The sequence below is a fragment of the Salinarchaeum sp. Harcht-Bsk1 genome, from assembly GCF_000403645.1.
Classification (GTDB): Archaea; Halobacteriota; Halobacteria; order Halobacteriales; family Salinarchaeaceae; genus Salinarchaeum.
Genome location: NC_021313.1, coordinates 3,183,495 through 3,200,876 on the forward strand (window position 1 = coordinate 3,183,495; position 17,382 = coordinate 3,200,876).

Genomic DNA, 17,382 nt, shown 5'->3' on the forward strand with positions numbered 1-17,382 from the left:
GAGTCGTAGTGTGTCGTCGATCTGGGATCAGTCGCTCGCGTTGGTCGCTTCACCGCGGTCGTTTCGAGGGTCCCCGGCCTTGCTCGTCGCCGTGCCGACGGCAGTGTCGGGCTCGAGTGCCTCGTCGTCGCCGTCGGTTTCGTCGCTGCGCTCGTCCGAACGCGCACGCGTACGAACTTCGTCCGGGTCGAACTCGTTCGCGTCCATGTTGGGCTCCATCCCGGCTCGCTCGATCACGTCGAGATCGTCAGCGGCGTCGTTGCCGTGCGTCGTCAGGTAGTCGCCGGTGAGGATGCCGTCCGCTCCTGCCTCGAACGGGAGGTGTTGCTCGTCTACGTCCAGATTGACTTCGCGCCCGCCAGTGAGGCGGACCCGCGCGTCTGGGTGGAGGAACCGATAGACGGCGATGGTCTTGACGATTTCCTCCGTCGAGATGTCGGCGGTGTCACCGAGTTTCTCGCCCAGCTCGGTGCCCGCGACTGGATTCAGTACGTTGACCGGGACCGACGAGACGCCGACGTCATGGAGCGCGATCGCGGCGTCGACGCGATCGGTCGGCGACTCGCCCATGCCGAGGATGACGCCGGCACAGAGGTCCATGCCAGCCTCCTTGGCGATCTCGAGCGTCCGAACGCGATCCTCGAAGCTGTGGGTGTCCACGATCTCCGGGAAGAAGTTCGGGGACGTCTCGATGTTGTGATTGTAGTGATTGAGCCCCTCCTCGACGAGTATCTCGGCCTCCTCCTCGGTGAGGATGCCGAGCGAGCCGTCGACCTCGACGTCGGTCTCGTCGCGCACGAGGCGGATGGCCTCGAGGACACGATCCCACTCCTCGGGCCGTGCCTCCCTGTCGATGCCTTTCTCCGCGACGACGATACCGAACCGCTGTGCGCCGTCGCGCTCGGCGCGTTTCGCTGCAGCGAGGATCTCCTCCGGGTCGAGGAGGCCGTAGGTGTCGATGCCCGTGTCGAAGTGGACCGACTGGGCGCAGAAGCCACAGTCCTCCGCGCAGTTGCCCGCTTTCGCGTTGACGATGGAGCAGGCGTCGACGGTGTCGTCGCCGAACTCCGAGCGGACGTAGTCCGCCGCCGGCGCGAGGTCCTCGACGGGCTGGGCGATCAACGCGAGGCCGTCGCGCCGGGAGAGTTGCTCCCCGGCGAGCACGCGCTCGGTCGCCTCGTCGACCGTCGTGTTGCCGGTGCTGTAAACCACGTTCTCGGTGTCGGTTGACGAGTCCTTAATTGTGGGGGTCGGCTGAATGTTGGCGTTTCCGCATGTCGTTGTTGCGTCAACGAAAACGCCCCGGAAGCCCCCTCCCGCTCGTCGACCCAAACTCGCTGCGCCCTTCCCTCGCTCCCTTCGGTCGCTCGGTCCAGTGCTTACGTCGTTACGATCGACGAGCGATCGGCCCCTTCCATTCCCACCCAGTGGCGGTAAACGAAGTCGCGAGAGACCCCTGCAGACTGTGAAAGCTCGCGGTTGGCGGTGGGCGGCGGCTGCTACTGTACCAGTGGGAGGTTGTAGCCCGCTTCGCGCTCGCAGACGGCCTCCCAGGTGGCTTCGCACTCGCACTCGATCTGGTCGAAGACGGACGGATCCTGGCGCAGGTCGAAGTCCTTTATCGCGCGCTGGACGCGATCGTCGCACTCCTTGCAATTGTGCGGGCCCCGATCCGAGCCGTGGCCAACTGGATCGGAGATGACGATGGCGTCAGCGTCGGCCGTCGATTCGAGGACGTCCGCGACGCTCCAGAGCCACGGGGGTCGATACCCGCCCTGGAAGTACAGTTCGTCGACCATCGTGTAGCGCTGGACGTTGCAGGGGTTCATCGAGACGGTGTGACAGCCCTCGGTCTCGGCGCAGTCGTAGACCGAGGAAATCATGTCGTCGATGGCCTCCTGCTCGGAGAGGAACGGGGGCTTCATGAGGAGGTAGGCTTTCACGCCGACGTCCGGATCCGAGTCATCGGTCCCGGCTGCTTCGTCAGCGGCCCTCGCTTCCGCGCACGCCTCCTCGAAGTCCGAGAACGCGAAGTACTTGTTCACGCAATCGCGACGGATCCGATCGCTCGTCGTCTCGAGGCCGATCGCGACGTCGGTGTCGAGACCGCGATCGGTGAAATCCGCGAGCGTCTCGCGGTCGACGAAGTCCGGGAGCGACTCGACGACGATCCGTTCGCGGTCGGCGAAGGTGTCGGCGATGGCCCGACGCGACTCGGCCGAGACCTCGCGCTCGTCGAGAAAGGATCCGGAGGTGTAGATCTTGACGAGATCGCAGAGGCCGTCGGCGTTGGCCTCCTCGTGCTCGAGCACGCTGTCGACCTGGGCCATGAGGGCGTCGTGGCTGACCTCGCCGCCCTCGACTGATTCGGCGACGTACCCACACATCGTGCAGCCGCCGGCGCGCGCCCAGCGACAGCCGCCGGTGTTGAGGACGATCGTGAGGGATTCGCGGACGCCGTTCGGGGTGTTGTCCTCGTCGATCCAGACGCGCGTGGGCTCCCGAGGGTCGTACTCGGCCTCCTTCTCCGCGCGGATCGAACGCATCACCTGGTTGTGTGCGTCCATCCCGCGGCCCTCCTCGTAGACCTCCGGGCTTGGTTCACTCATTGCACCGTCGTACCCGTCGCGTCGACAAAAGGGGCGCGGGTGCGGCTGCGCAGGCGCATCGAACCGGTTTCAGCGTCCGACCCGGAGACGTTCGCCGATCCGCTCGGGGAGGCCCGCGTCGTTCACTGCTTCAATCACGCGCTCCACGTCGTACTCGACGCGGCGCAGTTCGACGGCCATCGCGTCGAGGTCGAGAATCGCGTACGCAGCGGCCGGATCGCGGTCGCGTGGCTGCCCGACGCTCCCGGGGTTGAGGACGATGCCGTCGTCGAACTGTTCGACGTGCTGGACGTGGGTGTGGCCCAGGACGAGTACGTCCTCCTCTCCCAGCATCGACGCGGCGAAATCCTCGGGATAGGTGTACCGATCGGGGTCGTCGGGATGCCCGTGGACGACGCGAACGCGTCCGTCGAAACGGGACAGCGCTTCGGGGAGCGACGCGAGCCACTCGAACTGCGCCTCGTCTAGCTGCCTGCTGGCGTAGTCCACGCCGGCGGCAGCCATCTCGTTGAACCGGAACGTCGTCTGCTCGACGACGGCCCGATCGTGATTTCCTCGAACTGTCGGAACCTCCCGTGTGCGCATTTCCTCGACGCACGCTGCCGGCCAGGGGTTGTACCCGACGACGTCGCCGGCGTTGAGGATCGCGTCGACGTGTCCGATGTCGCGGAGGACCGCCTCCAGTGCCGGGAGGTTAGCGTGTACGTCCGAGATGACGCCGACGCGCATACCCGTTGCTGGGGCTCCCGAACACTTCACCCCTTGCAGTGTCAGTGAAGGCAACGCCGGGACCGAGCGGACGTGCAGCGCCCGCAGTTTCAGTCACCGGCGTCTCGTCGGCCCGCCACGTCGGACCGGCACTTTTCTTGTCAACACGCGATGCGCGACGCGCTTCGGGTAATGGATATGATCTCCAATGATCCTCGACTTTCGATACTGAAATCACCCGGATTGCGGTGGTTACTATCTGGGATTTGACTATACGCGAGGTCCGGTGGTGGCGTTTTCTCATCCGACCGATCGTCCGATAACTACCGAACACTAGCCCTTCACGGGCGAGGTGGGGTTGTCAGCAAAACGGGTAATGCAAGACAAACCTCGGGAAAATGATCAGTAACAGAACAATGATGGGGATGGGGGTGAAACTCGTTGGCAATGACAGACGACTCACCTGACAACGTCCTCTTTGAGTGGTACGAGCGATTCATCGGCGAACCGGAGGCGGAGACGGACGTCTACCTCGGCTTTGGTCTCTTCTTCACTGCGATCGGCCTGGCGCTGCTCGCACTCGTCCTCTTCGTCGTGGGCGTTGCGGCGTACGGCATTCGTGAAGACGGCTACTTCGCGGTCGCTCGCGTGGCCTACGCCAGCGGGATGCTCTCGGTTCCCCTCGCGATGTTCTCCATCGTCGTCTTGCTGCCAGTGAAACAGCGCGCGACGATGGCCGCCGGGGCTGGCGTCGCCGTGACGGTCGCGGCCGTCGTCGGCTTCGCTGTCGTCTATCCCGACAACTGGTTCGACTACGGGGGAACGCAGACGCTCTACATCGTCAGCGGCTACGCGGTGGGCCTGATGGTCGTGACGGCGGCGACCGGTGCAGCGCTCGTCGCCCATCACCTCCAGCGCACCAAGGCACCTGCGCCGTCCGAGATCAAAGCCCAGGAAGAAGAGGAAGACGAAGAGACGTACACCACCGAAGAGATCGAGCGTGACATCGAAGAGGCAATGGCCGACGTCGAGATGACGTGGGGCGGCGTCGAGAAGTCCGAGAACCGACGCCTCAAGCTAAACACTGACTTCGCCGACGCAGAACTGCAGGCTGGCGGCCTCGGCCTCGAGGGGAACAAGACGGTCGAGTCCGGCGGCGTCGACGACCAGGTGCAGGGACTCCGGAACCTCAAGGGCGGTGAGACGAAGACCGCTACCTCCGAATCTACGGTCGACAACCAGACAGCTGCCCTCAACGAGCTGAAGCAGCAGAAGAAGGAAGATCAGGTCCCGACGAACGCACCGACCGCAAGTAGCAGTTTCTTAGGCCGTTTGCTGGACCGACTTGGGCTAAGTTAAAGGGGTACTTACACCCCGTCGCCGTCTTATTAATTGTCTATCGCAATGTCCGAAATTATTTCACATAGTTTTATTACCGCCGGGTACGGTGTGTCACGATATGGCGAAAGGCCTAGACGTCGGCACCATGAACATCCTGTCGGCACAGCAGGATGGTAACGACACGGTATTCGTTCAGCAGCGCAACTCCTTCGTGGAGATCGACTACTCGGACATGGCCGAGCAGATGCTCTCGCGAAGCGAAGTGCTCCACATCCGCAAGGACGACAAGGTGTACGTCGTCGGCGACGACGCCCTGAACTTCGCGAACATCTTCAACCGAGAGACGCGCCGCCCGATGCAGGCGGGCATCCTCTCCTCGGACGAGAAGTCCGCGATTCCGATGATGAAGCTCATCATCGAGCAGGTCATCGGCGAACCCGACCGCCCCGGCGAGAAACTGTACTTCTCGACACCGGCCGACCCGATCGACACGGACCTCTCGACGCTGTATCACCAGAAGACGATCGAGTCGTTCCTCGGCGACATGGGGTACGACGCCGAGCCGATCAACGAGGGGATGTCCGTCATCTACAGCGAACTCGCGGACAATTCCTTCACCGGTCTAGGGATCAGCTTCGGGGCCGGCATGACGAACGTCTGCCTGTCCTACTACGCAGTGCCCGTCATGAAGTTCTCCGTCGCCCGTGGTGGCGACTGGATCGACGAGCAGGCCGCACAGGCGACCGGTACGCCCGTCGACAAGGTCACTTCCATCAAGGAGGAGGACTTCGAACTCGACTTCGAGACGGACGTCGGCGGCGTCGAAGGAGCGCTCTCGATCTACTACGAGAACCTCCTCGACTACGTGATCGACCTCATCGTGGAGGAAGTCGACGAGGAGGACGTCGAGGAAGGCCTCGACGTGCCCGTTGTCGTCACCGGCGGCACCTCGAGCCCCGACGGCTTCGAGGCCCTGTTCCGTGACCACCTCGAGGACGCGAACATTCCGTTCTCGATCAGCGGCGTCTCCCACGCCGACGAGCCGCTGTACTCCGTCGCACGGGGTGCACTCGTCGCAGCCCGCTCCGACGAGCAGGAAACCGAAGGCAGTGCGGACGCAGAGGCAGAGGGCGAAGCCGCGGCTGCAGACGAGTAACCCTTCCCCGATTCTTCCGTTTTTGAGACCTCCCAGCCGCCGCACCATCGAATCGGAGACTATCGATCGCCGACAGCAACGGCTATCGAACGCACAGCAGGAAACGCCGGACAGTCTTCAGGCCGATTGCTCCTCGTAGAACCGCTCGAGGGCGTCAGTCCAGGATTCGAACTCTTCCGGCTCGCTCTGGTGTTCGACGGCGACGCCGACGTAGCCACAGCTTTCGCAGATATCGGCGTCGTGACCGGCCAGCGAGTACGTCTCGATCTCGCCGCCACAACGTGGACACTCCATGTACGAATCCTCACGCGGCTGGACCTTAATGATTGCCCACGCCCAAATCGGTCCAAGTGCCTCGTTGACGGTCACTCCGGCCAGAATCACCGACGGTCACGTGAGAAAAGAACGCGTCTGGATCGATCGAGATATTACTATGGGGCATTCAACAAGGCTTTTGTATTAGCCAAGTGTATCCCCGAACAGCATGAGCACCACACAGCGGCAGGCCGTCGACCACGAACCAGTCCAGGACGTCACTGCAGTCCGCCTCGATGCCGAATCGCTGGAGTCGACGTCGCCGGAGTACCTCCGTGACTGTCGAGCGGGACTCGTCGGCGAGGGCCTCGCTCCCGTCGAACTCGCCGTCGAGGCGCGTTTCGACGCCGACTCTTCGCTCGATACGGAAGCCGAAGCCGATCGAATTCGCGGCCTGATTCGAGCCGCGACGTTCCTCGGTGCGAATCGGGTCGTCGTCAGGATCGACGCGGCGTCCGTGCCAGACGCTGCGGACACTGCACTGCGGGCCTGTGCCGAGCGAGCGAGGAGGGAGGGCGTCGGATTCGAGATCGAGGGACCGGTTACGATCGACGACTGATGAGCACGCGCCGATCGCTCGCGCAGCGGCTGGGCGTGGTCGCGGGCTTCGACGACCCGCGGGTCGACCTCGAGCAGTATCCGACGCCACCGGAGCTGGCGGCCTACCTCGTTCACGTCGCAGACCTGCAGGGTGACCTCGCTGATCGGACCGTCGTCGACCTCGGTGCAGGCACCGGGATGCTCGCCCTCGCGGCGGCCCTCCGTGGTGCAGGGCTCGTCGTCGGCGTCGAGCTAGACCGCGATCCGCTGGAGACGGCCGTCCAGAACGAACGAAAAGTCGCGACCACGACCGATATCGATTGGGTGCAGGGTGACGCGACCCGTTCCCCGCTCGCTACGGATCGGTCCCGGACGACCGTGCTGATGAATCCGCCATTCGGCGCACAGCACGGGAACCGTGGGGCCGACAAGGCGTTTCTCGAGACGGCTCGCTCGATCGCTTCGGTTTCCTATTCCGTGCACAACGAAGGGAGTCAGGAGTTCGTGGAGGCGTTTGCAGCGGACGTCGGGGGCGAGGTGACCCACGCATATGAGGCCGAGTTCGAACTCGACAATCAGTTCGTCTTTCACGAGGACGAGCAGCGAATCCTCGACGCCGAAGTGTTCCGCATCGAGTGGGAGTAGGCGCTTCCGTGCCCGTTCAGATCTGTCGATAGGTCTCCCGCTGGGCGATCTGCACGCGCGTTCCGTCTGCAATCGCGAAGATTGTCACGAGGTCGTTGGACTGGCCGGTGCTGAACGTGATGGGCCCGACCTGCGTGTCGTTGCCGATCGCTGGAATCGGGGACCGACCGACGGTCGAGTTGTTCTGGTAGACGCGGAGTTCGAAGCGATCGCGCGCCGGGACGAGGCCGACCGTGTGGTTCTCGATCACCGGCTGTGCGCGTTGCTCCGGACTCGAGTACGCGCGGATCGATTCGTTGCCGTGGCTGAGGTCGATCGCGTACGCAGTGTCGTTCCCGGTGACGGTCCAGCCGATCCGGTCTGCGTGGACCGTCTCCCGCCAGCCCACACCCCCGACGGTGACCGATCCGTCTCCTTCACTGGCGAGGTACTGCTTGGAGAGCGCCGTCGTCCAGATGTGGCGCTCCTCGTTGACGACGATGACGCCACTCGTGGGGACGGCGGTTTCGTTCGCGACGGCCGGTAGCTCGATCGCGGGGATCATCTGATTTCGTACGTCCTCGGCGTAGGTGATCGAGTACCCGTCGACCTCGATCGACTGGTCGCTGGGAACGGGGTCGTCACCGACGGTCACGAGATTCGGGATCGTTGCCGGAATCGCGACGAGGACCAATACGACGACGAGTACGGTGAACGTCGACTGGAAGCCGGTCGGTGCTGCGTCGAACGTGACCGGTGCGAGCACGGCGACCGCAGGGACTGCGAGGACCAGTGCGAACAAACCGACGACCACCAGCACGACGAAGGATTTGCCCGCGACGATCGAGTACCCGCCGGTAGCTGTGACCGCCAGGGCGAGGAGGGCGAGGAACCCGATAGCGACCTGGCTCGGCGTCGGTGACCTCGGCAGCCTCGCAAGTGTGGCCGTAACGGGCCGATCGCTAGACGTTACGGCGAGTGCCACGAGGACGGCGAGTCCGACGACGAGACTGACGCCGAGGCCTCGATAGAGGACGTACACGCCGTTCCCCTCGAACCAGTAGACCGCCCAGAGTCCCTCGCTCATCCCGTAGACGAGCATCGCGAGGAAGACGCGGTTCACGTTCGGGGCGACGCTTCGGTGGTGCATCAGCGCGAGACCGAGAACGACGCCGAGGAGGATCCCGAGCGCGTGGCCCTGCACAGCGATCGTCGCCCACCAGGGAACGCTCGGCGCGCTGCCGGAGATTTCGGCGTACACCACCGGATACTGGATGGCGTAGTATGTCGTCGAGAGCACGCCGGAGAGCAGGATCGCGACCAGCGTCGCGATCGGGTACCGGACGAGGGCGAAGGCGGCGAACGCGAACACGACGCCCGAGAAGCCGATCACGGGCCCGACCGCGAAGAGGGCCGTGAGGAGACCGAGTGCGAGGACCGCGCCTGGGAAGCAAACGAAGGCACGTACCCAGGGGATCGTGGTCCAGGTCTGCAGTCGTTCGCGGAGCCGTGGCGTGCCGTCAAGTCGATCAGTAGCCTGGTCCGTCGATCGATCGCTCGTCGTGGATCGGCTACCGCCCGGGTAGTGACCCCAGGCGTACTCCGCGATCGGTGCGAGCGCGATCGTTCCCATCAGATTGCCGACGAGGTGTCCCGACGAACTGTGGGCGAACCCCGCGGTGAGGAGTCCGACTGGGTACAGGTAGGACCAGGCACGGAAGGGGATCACCGTCGGATCGTGCCAGTGTTCGATACCGCCCTGCACGAAGAGGTAGACGGCGAGGACGAACGCGATAGAGACGAGCGTCCCCCAGGGGACGCCGTACCAGAACCGATCGGTGAGCCGCTTCCGCCACCGATCTCCGTCGCCGAGATACCACGCGATCGCGAGTGCGACGGCGTAGGTGGCGACGATGAGTACGGCGTACGGCGACGGGAGCATCAGTGGATCCGTAGCACTCACTTCGTATAGGTCGTGTGGTCTCTGGCACTCGCAGCGTAGCCTCGATCGATCGCTCTCGATCGACCGCTCTCGATCGACCGCAGTAGCACGTACCTACGCGCTCGACGCTACGTCTTCACGTTTGACGCCAGGTCTTCACTTACGACGCTCCGTCCTACGCGTACGTCTCTTCGGTCGCGACGAGCGCCCGGCTATCGTCGGTCTCCATGTAGACGTGCTGGACGCCGTCCTCCGTTTCAGAGGTGATCGTGATCCCGCCGAGCGTGGTGGATCCGTTCCCGTCGGGGATCGCGACGGTTTCGGCCGTGCCGTCGGCGTTCGAGACGCGCAGTTCGAAGGCGTCTCGGGTGGGAACGACGGTGACTGCGTGGCCGTCGATTCGCGCACCGGCAGTCAGGGGATCGGAGGTGAACGACCGAACGGTCTCGTCGTCGTGGTGAAGGTCCACGACGAACGCCGTCTCGTTCCCCGCGACGTTCCACCCGGTGCGCTGGGCCCGAACGGTCTCCCGCCAACCGGGCCCACCGACGACGACCGTCTCGTTCCCCGAGTGCGCGAGGGCGTCCGGTCGAACGACCCTCGTCCAGATCTCCCGATCCTCGCTAATGAGCACCACGCCGGAGACTTCGTTCGCGAAGATCTCTTCCGTCCCTTCGCCGAGGTCGACGCCGGGGACGTGCCCGCTGGTGGTGTTGTTGGCGTACGCGACCGTGTAGTCCTGGATCTCGATCGCCTGGGACTGCTCGATGCCAGCGTCGTCTACGGCGACGATCCCGAACAGGACGGTGGGCAAGGCGAGGAGGACGGTTAGCAGGACCAGCGCACCGATCGCTCCCTTCCGCTTCGTGAGCCACGAGGAGGACCGCGTGCTCGTCGCCGCGACGGTGACGAGTCCAGTGACGACAAGAAGGGCAACGACGCCTGCCCCGCGATAGAGGTAGAAGACGTCGTCGCCGCCCGGCCACACGACGAGCCAGAGCGACATCGCGAGGCCGATACCGACGAGGCCGAAGAACACGCGCTGCGTCGAGGGAATCCGGTTTCGCTTCGTCAACAGTGCGAGTGCGGCGAAGGCGCCCAGGAGGAAGCCCAGCGCGTGGGCCTGGAACCCGATCCCGGCCCAGGACGGCGGCGACGGCGGCCCGGACGAGACGGTGCCCCGGACGATCGGATTCGCGAGCGCGTTCCAGACGACGCCCAGTGCGCTCGCAGCGACCACGCCGACCACAGTCCTGAGGGGGTAGTAGACGACTGCGAATCCGATGATGCCGTAGACTGCACCGGAAAATCCGAGACCCGGGCCGAGCGAGTAGACGGAGGTCAGGAGTGCAATCGCGAACAGCGCCCCAGGGAAGAGCACCAGTGCTCGGACGAGCGGTCGTTCGACGAAGGATCTGGCAGCGCTCCCGGTTGGTTGATCCGGGAGCAGTTCGTCGTCGGTATCCCAGGGCTCGTCGTCACCCCCGTCGGTTTCGGCGTCTGCCCCGCCAGACTGTGGGTCGCCATCGGAATCGTACGTGGATCGGGGATAGTGACTCCAGGCGTACTCGGCGATTGGCGCGAGGGCCAGCGTGCCAGTCATGTTCCCGATCAGGTGCGCCGGAGAGCCGTGAGAGAACCCGGCGGTGACGAGCCCCAGTGGGTAGAAGTACGACCAGGAGACGAACGCGTAGACCACCGGATCGCTCCAGTGGGTGAGGCCGCTCTGGGCGAAGAGGTAGAACGCGACGACGGACCCGACGACGAGCACGGTTCCCCACGGGACGCCGAGGACGAACCTGTCCTCGAGTCTGGCCCGCCACCGGCCACGTCCTTCGTAGAACCAGATGCCCGCGGTGACCACCAGTAACGCGAGTGCGACGACGATCTGCGTCGGGGAGGGTTCCATTGGGGAAAGCCACGACCACCGGCCTTGTGAGCTATTCGGTCGCCTGCTGGCCGCGCAACGCTTCGAAAGCTACAAACGCGCCTCGCAAGTATCACATCGCATGGACCTGCGGGTCATCGACCTATCGGACGAGGAGCTCTCTATCGAGATCGCCGGGGAGGATCACACGTTCATGAACGTGCTCAAGGGCACGCTGCTGGAGACCGACGGCGTCGAGGCAGCGACCTACGACATGAACCCCGAGCAGTCCGGCGGCCAGACCGACCCGATCCTCACCGTCAAGACAGACGGCGTCGATCCGCTGGAGGCCCTGGAGGACGCTGCTGGTCAGGTGAAGGAGAAGACGACGGCGCTGAGCGACGCGGTGAAGGCGGCGTAATTTCTCGATAGTAGGCGTTCGCTCCGACAGAACTCGTTGCACAGCGATCGGAGCCGGTTACAATCGAACTGGAACGCCCCGCTCGTCGAGGTACTCCTTCACCTCGCGAATCGAGTACTCGTCGAAGTGGAAGATGGACGCGGCGAGCGCGGCGTCCGCGTCTGCCTCCGTGAAGACTTCGTAGGCGTCCTCGGGACCGCCACAGCCGGAGGAGGCGATGACGGGTGTACTGACAGCGTCGCAGACTGCGTTCATCAGCGGAATGTCGTAGCCGTCCTTCGTTCCGTCGGCGTCGATGGAGTTGACGAATAGCTCGCCCGCGCCACGCGATTCCGCCTCCTTCGACCACTCGACGACGTCCTGGCCGGTCCCTTCGCGACCACCTTTGACGGTGCACTCGAACCAGCAGGACTCGCCGTCGACCTCGGCGTAGTACTCGCCCTGTTCGTCGAAGCGCCGGCGGGCGTCGACGGAGATGACGATGCACTGGGAGCCGAAGGCGGCGGCGCCCTCCTCGATGAGTTCGGGCCGCTCCAGCGCGCCGGTGTTGATCGAGCACTTGTCCGCACCTGCCCGGAGCGTCTCCTTGACGTCCGCCTTGGTCCGGATCCCGCCGCCGACGGTCAGCGGGATGAACACCTCGTCGGCGACGGCGGAGACGGTCTCGAGCATCGTCTCCCGGCCATCGGCAGAGGCGGTGATGTCGAGGAAGACGAACTCGTCGGCGCCCGACTCGTTGTACCGTTTCGCCATCTCGACGGGGTCGCCGGTGTACTCGAGGTCCTCGAAGTTGACGCCCGTGTAGACCGCGGCGTTCCCCTCGTCGTCGACGTCGACGTCGATACAGGGGATGATCCGCTTCGTGAGTCCCATTCGTGTAGTGGTTGCCGCGGACGGGGCAAAAACCGTGCGTTCGATCGCAGTATTCGCCGCGGCGCCACCGGGGACGTGAACCGGACCGTCCCCGACCGCGCGGGATAGCTGCGTTTAAGGAGAGAGCGACGCGAGATGCGTCCATGAGCGACGACGAGAAGGAGTCCGACTCCGTGGGTCCGGACATCGACCTCGAGAAGATCGCAGCGGACGGCGACGGCTCGCACGGCGACGCCGCCGCTGGCGACGCTGACACCGGTCACCACGGGAGCGACGAGGAGCACAGTCACGGGCCGGACACGCACGACCACGACGACGCGACGACCGGTCGATCGACCGCGCCCCAGAGCGAGTTCACGACGCGGCAAGCGATGATCGGCGCGCTGGTGACGGCCGTCGGCATCGTCGTCGCCTACGCCGTTCCCGGACTCCTCGGATAATCACGTGGACTCTCTCCTCGAACGATCCACTGTCGCACTCGAACTGTACTGTCGTTAGACCAATTTGACGAGAACGACCGCGAGACCGACCCCGAACAGCGACGCGAGCAGGGTTCCGAGAGCGAACGTCCCCGCTGCCAGTGGCCGGTCCTCGCGCCAGAGCGTCACCGTACGAACCGAGAAGGTCGAGAACGTCGTCAGCGACCCACAGAACCCGACGCTCGCGACGAGAACCGCGTCACGACCAGGTGCGAGCAGGACGAGGAGCGTCGCGAGAAACGTGCCGATGGCGTTGACCACCATCACCGAGATCGGAAAGTGGTCGAGGCCGACGAGTTCCCCGATTCCGAATCGCGTCAGCGCACCCGCTGCCCCACCGACGCCAACGAGCAGCGCTGGCGAGAGGCCGCCCGACAGCACTGAGTGCGAGTACGCGGCCTCGATCACCACCGTCCACCTCCACGCTCGGCTATCGCGAGGCCGAGGCCGGCGCACGTAAAGCCGACGGCGTACGTGGCAACCACGTAGCCGATTGCAACCGGCGGGTCACTCTGGATCGTTCCGACGACGAACGCGCTGTAGGTCGTAAACGACGAGAGGAACCCGGTCGCAGCGAATCGCCGGAGCCGATCGCTGCCCCCGTGATCGAGCCAGCCGGCGAGGACCAGCGCGAGAGCGACGCTCCCGATAGCGTTCACGAGGAGCGTCGACTCGAGCGAGGCGCCGACGAGAACGTCGACGCCGTAGCGGACGATGGCGCCGGCGAAGCCACCGCTCGCGACGAGCGGGCCAGGACCGAATCGGTGCAGCGGCTCCGTCATGGGTCGTCTTGCCAACTGCTGCACGAACGAGAGACAGCAACGGACCGCAGGAACTGCGGGGATCGATGGGCGGTGAGGCGAACGATGCGTGTGGACGCCACGACGCCGATCAGAAGACGTACTCGTCGTCGTGGCCCATCATGCCGTCGTCCTCCAGGCCACCGGGTTCGTTCTCGTCGTCCATGGGACCGCTCGTCTTGTAGGCCTTGAGTCCGGTCGAGAGGAGTTCCTCGATGGCCTCCTCCCGGTTGACGAACTCTCCTTTCTCGACGAGCTGGGCGATCTGCATCTCGAGGTGCTCCGGGACCGTTATCTCGACTTTCGGCATCGGACGTGCGGCGGTTCGGCAGAGGGCCATTTAAGTTTGACGGGGAGGTGTGCAACCGGTGCGACAGCAAAACCGACAGATGGAAGCGTCGTCGTGCCCCGTCCGCTCTCTGACCCTGCTGGAGCCGCGTTCAAAGCGACCCCTGACCCCGCGATTCCCGTCGATTCGTCGGCCTGGGTCTCGTGACGGGCCGATTCATCGAATGGGATAGCCTGAAGGGACCACGGCACTGAGACCACGTCAATGGACGGGAGCGGAGCCGTGTCGGTCGTTGCAGGGGATGGCGCCCTCGTTTCCCACACGCGGACGATTCCGGACGTGGCACTCCGGGCCGTACTCGAGGCGTTCGGACCGCCGACGGTCTGCTGGCGCACGCCGGACGAGCCGTCGCTGGTCGGCTGCGGATCGGCTGCGACGCTGACGGCCACTGGTGCCGATCGGTTCGCCGAGATCCGTTCCCAGGCCGACGACCTCTTCGGATCGTTCGAGGAGAGCACGCCACGCGCCGCTCGTCCGCGACTGTTCGGCGGGTTCGCGTTTCACGGCGACCACGAACCCGGCCACCCGTGGACGGGCTTCCCCGGTGCGTACTTCGTGCTTCCCGAGATTCTCGTCGTGCGCGACGGCGAGGAGACGCGGCTGACCGTCACGCTCACCGACGTCGACGAAGGCGCAGCCAGCGAACGCGCCGACGAGGTCGCCGAGCAACTCGAACGGCTCCCGGATCCCGGACCGCCAGCGTCGCCCCCAGGCTTCGAGCATCGACGTCGCGATCCGTCACGCGAACAGTGGAACGAGCAGGTACTGGCAGCGATCGACCGGATCGAAGACGGATCGCTCCGGAAGGTCGTCCTCGCACAGTCCACGGAACTCTCCCTCAGCGGGCCGTTGTCGCCTTCGGACGCGCTGACGCGCCTCGCGGAGCCGTATCCGGACTGCACCAGGTTCGCCCTCAGTCCGACTGCCGAAGCGACGCTGTTCGGTGCGACGCCAGAACGACTCGTCTCGCTGTCCGGACGGTCCGTCGAGACCTGGGCGCTGGCGGGTTCGACAGGTCGTGGCGACACCGAGGAGGAAGACGAGTGGCTCGCCCGAGAGCTCCAGAAGAGCCAGAAGGACCAGCACGAACACGCTCTCGTCGTCGATGCGATCCGTGACCAGCTGGATCCCGTGGCCGCGTCGGTCACGACCGGGCAGCGTCGCATTCGAACGCTCTCGACCGTGCAGCACCTCGAAACGCCGATCGCTGCCGAACTCGCCGACGCGGAACACGTCCTCTCGATCGTCGAGGCGCTCCATCCCACGCCTGCGGTCGGTGGATTGCCGCCGGAGGCCGCTCTGGAGACGATTCGCTCGACGGAGACCTTCGACCGTGGGTGGTACGCCGCACCCGTCGGCTGGTTCGACGCGGCCGGCGACGGGACCTTCGAGGTCGCCATCCGGTCGGCCGTCGCGAACGGTTCCTCCGCATCCCTCTTCGCCGGCGCCGGCATCGTGGCGGACAGCGAGCCGGATCGCGAGTGGGACGAGGTGCAGCTCAAGTACGGACCGATGCTGGAGGCGCTGTCGGAATGACTGCGCCGAACCGGAACACCCGCTGGGCCGAGATCCTGATCGACGAACTGTACGAGGGCGGACTCGAGTCGGTCTGCATCTCCCCCGGGAGTCGCTCAACGCCCCTGACCGTCGCCGCGTACGAGCACGACGACCTCACCGTCTTCTCCCACCTCGACGAACGTTCGGGGAGCTACTTCGCGCTCGGTCGGGCGCGGCGAACCGCCGAACCCGTCGGCCTGATCTGCACTTCCGGGACTGCCGCGGCGAACTTCCACCCCGCCGTCGTCGAAGCGAACCAGGCCAGGGTGCCCCTCGTGGTGCTCACTGCGGATCGACCGCCGGAACTCCGGGACAGCGGTGCTAACCAGACGATCGACCAGGAGAAGCTCTACGGCGACGCCGTTCGCTGGTACCGCGACCTCCCGGAACCGGATACGAGCGATCGAACGCTCCGACGCCTGCGGGTCGACGCGGCGAGAGCGGTCGCCAGTGCGACCGACGCGCCCGCCGGTCCGGTCCACCTCAACGTGCCGTTTCGGAAACCCCTCGAGCCGGTCGAAGTGCCCGAGGACCAGCCAACGAATCCAGACGGCCTCGGCGTCACCGGTCGGGACGGGTCGTTCGTCGACGCAACTGATGCCGTGCTCGCGCCCTCGCCCGACGCCATCGACGAACTGGCCGAACGCGTCGCCGACGTGGATCGCGTGCTGCTCGTCGCCGGACCGGCCGATCCTGGGCTCGGCGCCGGTGCCGAAGCCCGTTCGCTCGCGAGTACAACAGGCGCACCCCTGCTCGCCGATCCGCTCTCGGACGCTCGATTCGGATCGTCGCGGTCGGAAACCGGAGATTCGGTGTTGATATGCGGCGGGTACGACGCGTACGTCGGTACCGAACCGGTGGCGTCGTGGCCCGAGCCGGAGGTCGTCGTTCGGTTTGGGGCCTCGCCCACCTCGAAGCCGCTTCGAAAGTATCTCGCCGGGACGGACGCCTGGCAGGTCCTGATCGACCCGACGACGGACTGGCGGGAAGCGGAGTTCACGGCAGCGGCAACGATTCGTGCCGACCCCCCACGCGCGCTCGAGGCGTTGACGAGTGCGCTCCGCGAACGAGGGGTCGATCCCCTGGCTCCCGAGCGAGTTGCCTATCGCGAGCGGTTCGCAAGTGCCGAATCCGAGCACTGGTCGCTAGTGGACGACGCCCGGGACGAGACACCCTTCGAGGGTGCAGTCGTGCCGAGCGTCCTGGGTGCGCTCCCGGAGCGAACGAGCGTCTTCGCGTCGAACAGCATGCCCGTGCGGGACCTCGATCGGTTCGCAGAGCCGGACGATCGCTCCATTTCGGCCTTCGCGAACCGCGGTGCGAGTGGTATCGACGGCATCCTGTCCACGGCCCTCGGCGTCGCGAGCGCCGGGGAGGAGCCACTGGTCGCTATCGTCGGCGACCTCGCCTTCTACCACGACATGAACGGACTGCTCGCCGCCCAGCGCTGTGGCGTCGACGCCACGATCGTCGTCGTCAACAACGACGGCGGCGGCATCTTTCACGCGCTGCCGATCGAGTCGTTCGACCCGCCGTTCACGGAGGCCTTCAAGACGCCACACGGGCTGGACTTCGAGCCGACTGGCGACCTCTACGACCTGCAGTACGACCGCGTGGCGTCGGTCGACGCGCTCGCTGCGGCATGTGCCCGGTCAGTCGGGACCGACGGCGTGGACGTCGTCGAGTGTCGATTCGATGCCGAGACGAGTCACCGCACGCGAGAGTCCCTCCAGGAGCGCCTCGCGCAGCGGCTCTCGGAACGGGCAGCGGACTGACGAGCCTGGCGCCGTCAGTTTTGAAT

18 protein-coding genes are annotated in these 17,382 nt (G+C 65.4%); 8 read left to right on the plus strand and 10 right to left on the minus strand.

Translation table 11 applies throughout. From position 1 onward, the window contains the following. Positions 1 to 27 precede the first annotated feature (27 nt). From bioB to L593_RS14850, 3 genes are all read right to left on the minus strand, one after another. Positions 28 to 1,212 carry a biotin synthase BioB gene (gene bioB / locus L593_RS14840; RefSeq protein WP_020447793.1) on the minus strand — a complete coding sequence of 395 codons (1,185 nt, stop codon included), beginning with the start codon at positions 1,210 to 1,212 and terminating at the stop codon, positions 28 to 30. A gap of 287 nt (positions 1,213 to 1,499) precedes the next feature. Next, complete coding sequence (locus tag L593_RS14845) at positions 1,500 to 2,609, minus strand: archaeosine biosynthesis radical SAM protein RaSEA (protein ID WP_020447794.1); 1,110 nt, start codon at positions 2,607 to 2,609, stop codon at positions 1,500 to 1,502. A 69-nt stretch (positions 2,610 to 2,678) separates the two neighbouring features. After that, positions 2,679 to 3,338 (minus strand): metallophosphoesterase, encoded by a 660-nt coding sequence (locus L593_RS14850; protein WP_020447795.1) that lies wholly within the window; start codon positions 3,336 to 3,338, stop codon positions 2,679 to 2,681. A 426-nt stretch (positions 3,339 to 3,764) separates the two neighbouring features. Between L593_RS14850 and L593_RS14855 the strand changes: the two genes are divergently transcribed. Together L593_RS14855 and L593_RS14860 are read left to right on the plus strand one after the other, a co-directional pair. After that, positions 3,765 to 4,676, plus strand: coding sequence for a hypothetical protein (locus tag L593_RS14855; protein WP_020447796.1), 912 nt, complete (start codon positions 3,765 to 3,767; stop codon positions 4,674 to 4,676). 100 nt (positions 4,677 to 4,776) lie between these two features. Next, the gene (locus L593_RS14860; RefSeq protein ID WP_020447797.1) at positions 4,777 to 5,814 is read left to right on the plus strand and encodes a hypothetical protein; all 1,038 of its coding nucleotides are present in this window, start codon (positions 4,777 to 4,779) and stop codon (positions 5,812 to 5,814) included. A 117-nt stretch (positions 5,815 to 5,931) separates the two neighbouring features. Here L593_RS14860 and L593_RS15450 read toward each other — a convergent pair whose 3' ends face one another. Next, complete coding sequence (locus L593_RS15450; protein ID WP_020447798.1) at positions 5,932 to 6,108, minus strand: zf-TFIIB domain-containing protein; 177 nt, start codon at positions 6,106 to 6,108, stop codon at positions 5,932 to 5,934. Positions 6,109 to 6,298: 190 nt separating this feature from the next. Between L593_RS15450 and L593_RS14865 the strand changes: the two genes are divergently transcribed. After that, a complete protein-coding gene (locus tag L593_RS14865) occupies positions 6,299 to 6,688 on the plus strand; it encodes a hypothetical protein (protein WP_020447799.1) in 390 nt (129 codons plus the stop codon). Further along, the gene (locus L593_RS14870) at positions 6,688 to 7,314 is read left to right on the plus strand and encodes an METTL5 family protein (RefSeq protein WP_020447800.1); all 627 of its coding nucleotides are present in this window, start codon (positions 6,688 to 6,690) and stop codon (positions 7,312 to 7,314) included. The genes L593_RS14865 and L593_RS14870 overlap by 1 nt, the downstream gene beginning before the upstream one ends. A 16-nt stretch (positions 7,315 to 7,330) precedes the next feature. On the opposite strand, the gene L593_RS14875 is transcribed toward L593_RS14870, so the two are convergent. Both L593_RS14875 and L593_RS14880 read right to left on the minus strand, forming a co-directional pair. Continuing rightward, positions 7,331 to 9,235, minus strand: coding sequence for a hypothetical protein (locus tag L593_RS14875; RefSeq protein WP_020447801.1), 1,905 nt, complete (start codon positions 9,233 to 9,235; stop codon positions 7,331 to 7,333). Positions 9,236 to 9,410: 175 nt separating this feature from the next. After that, positions 9,411 to 11,144 carry a rhomboid family intramembrane serine protease gene (locus tag L593_RS14880; protein WP_020447802.1) on the minus strand — a complete coding sequence of 578 codons (1,734 nt, stop codon included), beginning with the start codon at positions 11,142 to 11,144 and terminating at the stop codon, positions 9,411 to 9,413. Between the two features lie 100 nt (positions 11,145 to 11,244). Between L593_RS14880 and L593_RS14885 the strand changes: the two genes are divergently transcribed. After that, entirely contained in the window at positions 11,245 to 11,523 is a 279-nt protein-coding gene (locus L593_RS14885; protein ID WP_020447803.1) for a DNA-directed RNA polymerase subunit L, read from the plus strand. A gap of 57 nt (positions 11,524 to 11,580) precedes the next feature. Here the strand turns inward: L593_RS14885 and hisF are convergent, their stop codons facing one another. Beyond that, a complete protein-coding gene (gene hisF / locus L593_RS14890; RefSeq protein WP_020447804.1) occupies positions 11,581 to 12,396 on the minus strand; it encodes an imidazole glycerol phosphate synthase subunit HisF in 816 nt (271 codons plus the stop codon). Between the two features lie 143 nt (positions 12,397 to 12,539). On the opposite strand from hisF, the gene L593_RS14895 reads away from it, so the two are divergent. Then, on the plus strand, positions 12,540 to 12,836 hold the full coding sequence (locus L593_RS14895; RefSeq protein WP_020447805.1) for a hypothetical protein: 297 nt from the start codon (positions 12,540 to 12,542) through the stop codon (positions 12,834 to 12,836). Positions 12,837 to 12,890: 54 nt separating this feature from the next. Here L593_RS14895 and L593_RS14900 read toward each other — a convergent pair whose 3' ends face one another. The 3 genes from L593_RS14900 to L593_RS14910 form a co-directional block, all read right to left on the minus strand. Further along, positions 12,891 to 13,283, minus strand: coding sequence for a CrcB family protein (locus L593_RS14900; protein ID WP_049894207.1), 393 nt, complete (start codon positions 13,281 to 13,283; stop codon positions 12,891 to 12,893). Next, the gene (locus L593_RS14905; RefSeq protein ID WP_020447807.1) at positions 13,280 to 13,657 is read right to left on the minus strand and encodes a CrcB family protein; all 378 of its coding nucleotides are present in this window, start codon (positions 13,655 to 13,657) and stop codon (positions 13,280 to 13,282) included. The genes L593_RS14900 and L593_RS14905 overlap by 4 nt, the downstream gene beginning before the upstream one ends. A 109-nt stretch (positions 13,658 to 13,766) precedes the next feature. Next, entirely contained in the window at positions 13,767 to 13,985 is a 219-nt protein-coding gene (locus L593_RS14910; RefSeq protein ID WP_020447808.1) for a surface glycoprotein, read from the minus strand. 243 nt (positions 13,986 to 14,228) lie between these two features. Here L593_RS14910 and L593_RS14915 point away from each other — a divergent pair, with 243 nt between their 5' ends. Together L593_RS14915 and menD are read left to right on the plus strand one after the other, a co-directional pair. Then, a complete protein-coding gene (locus L593_RS14915; RefSeq protein ID WP_020447809.1) occupies positions 14,229 to 15,560 on the plus strand; it encodes an isochorismate synthase MenF in 1,332 nt (443 codons plus the stop codon). Next, a complete protein-coding gene (menD, locus tag L593_RS14920; RefSeq protein ID WP_020447810.1) occupies positions 15,557 to 17,356 on the plus strand; it encodes a 2-succinyl-5-enolpyruvyl-6-hydroxy-3-cyclohexene-1-carboxylic-acid synthase in 1,800 nt (599 codons plus the stop codon). The genes L593_RS14915 and menD overlap by 4 nt, the downstream gene beginning before the upstream one ends. Positions 17,357 to 17,382: the final 26 nt, after the last annotated feature.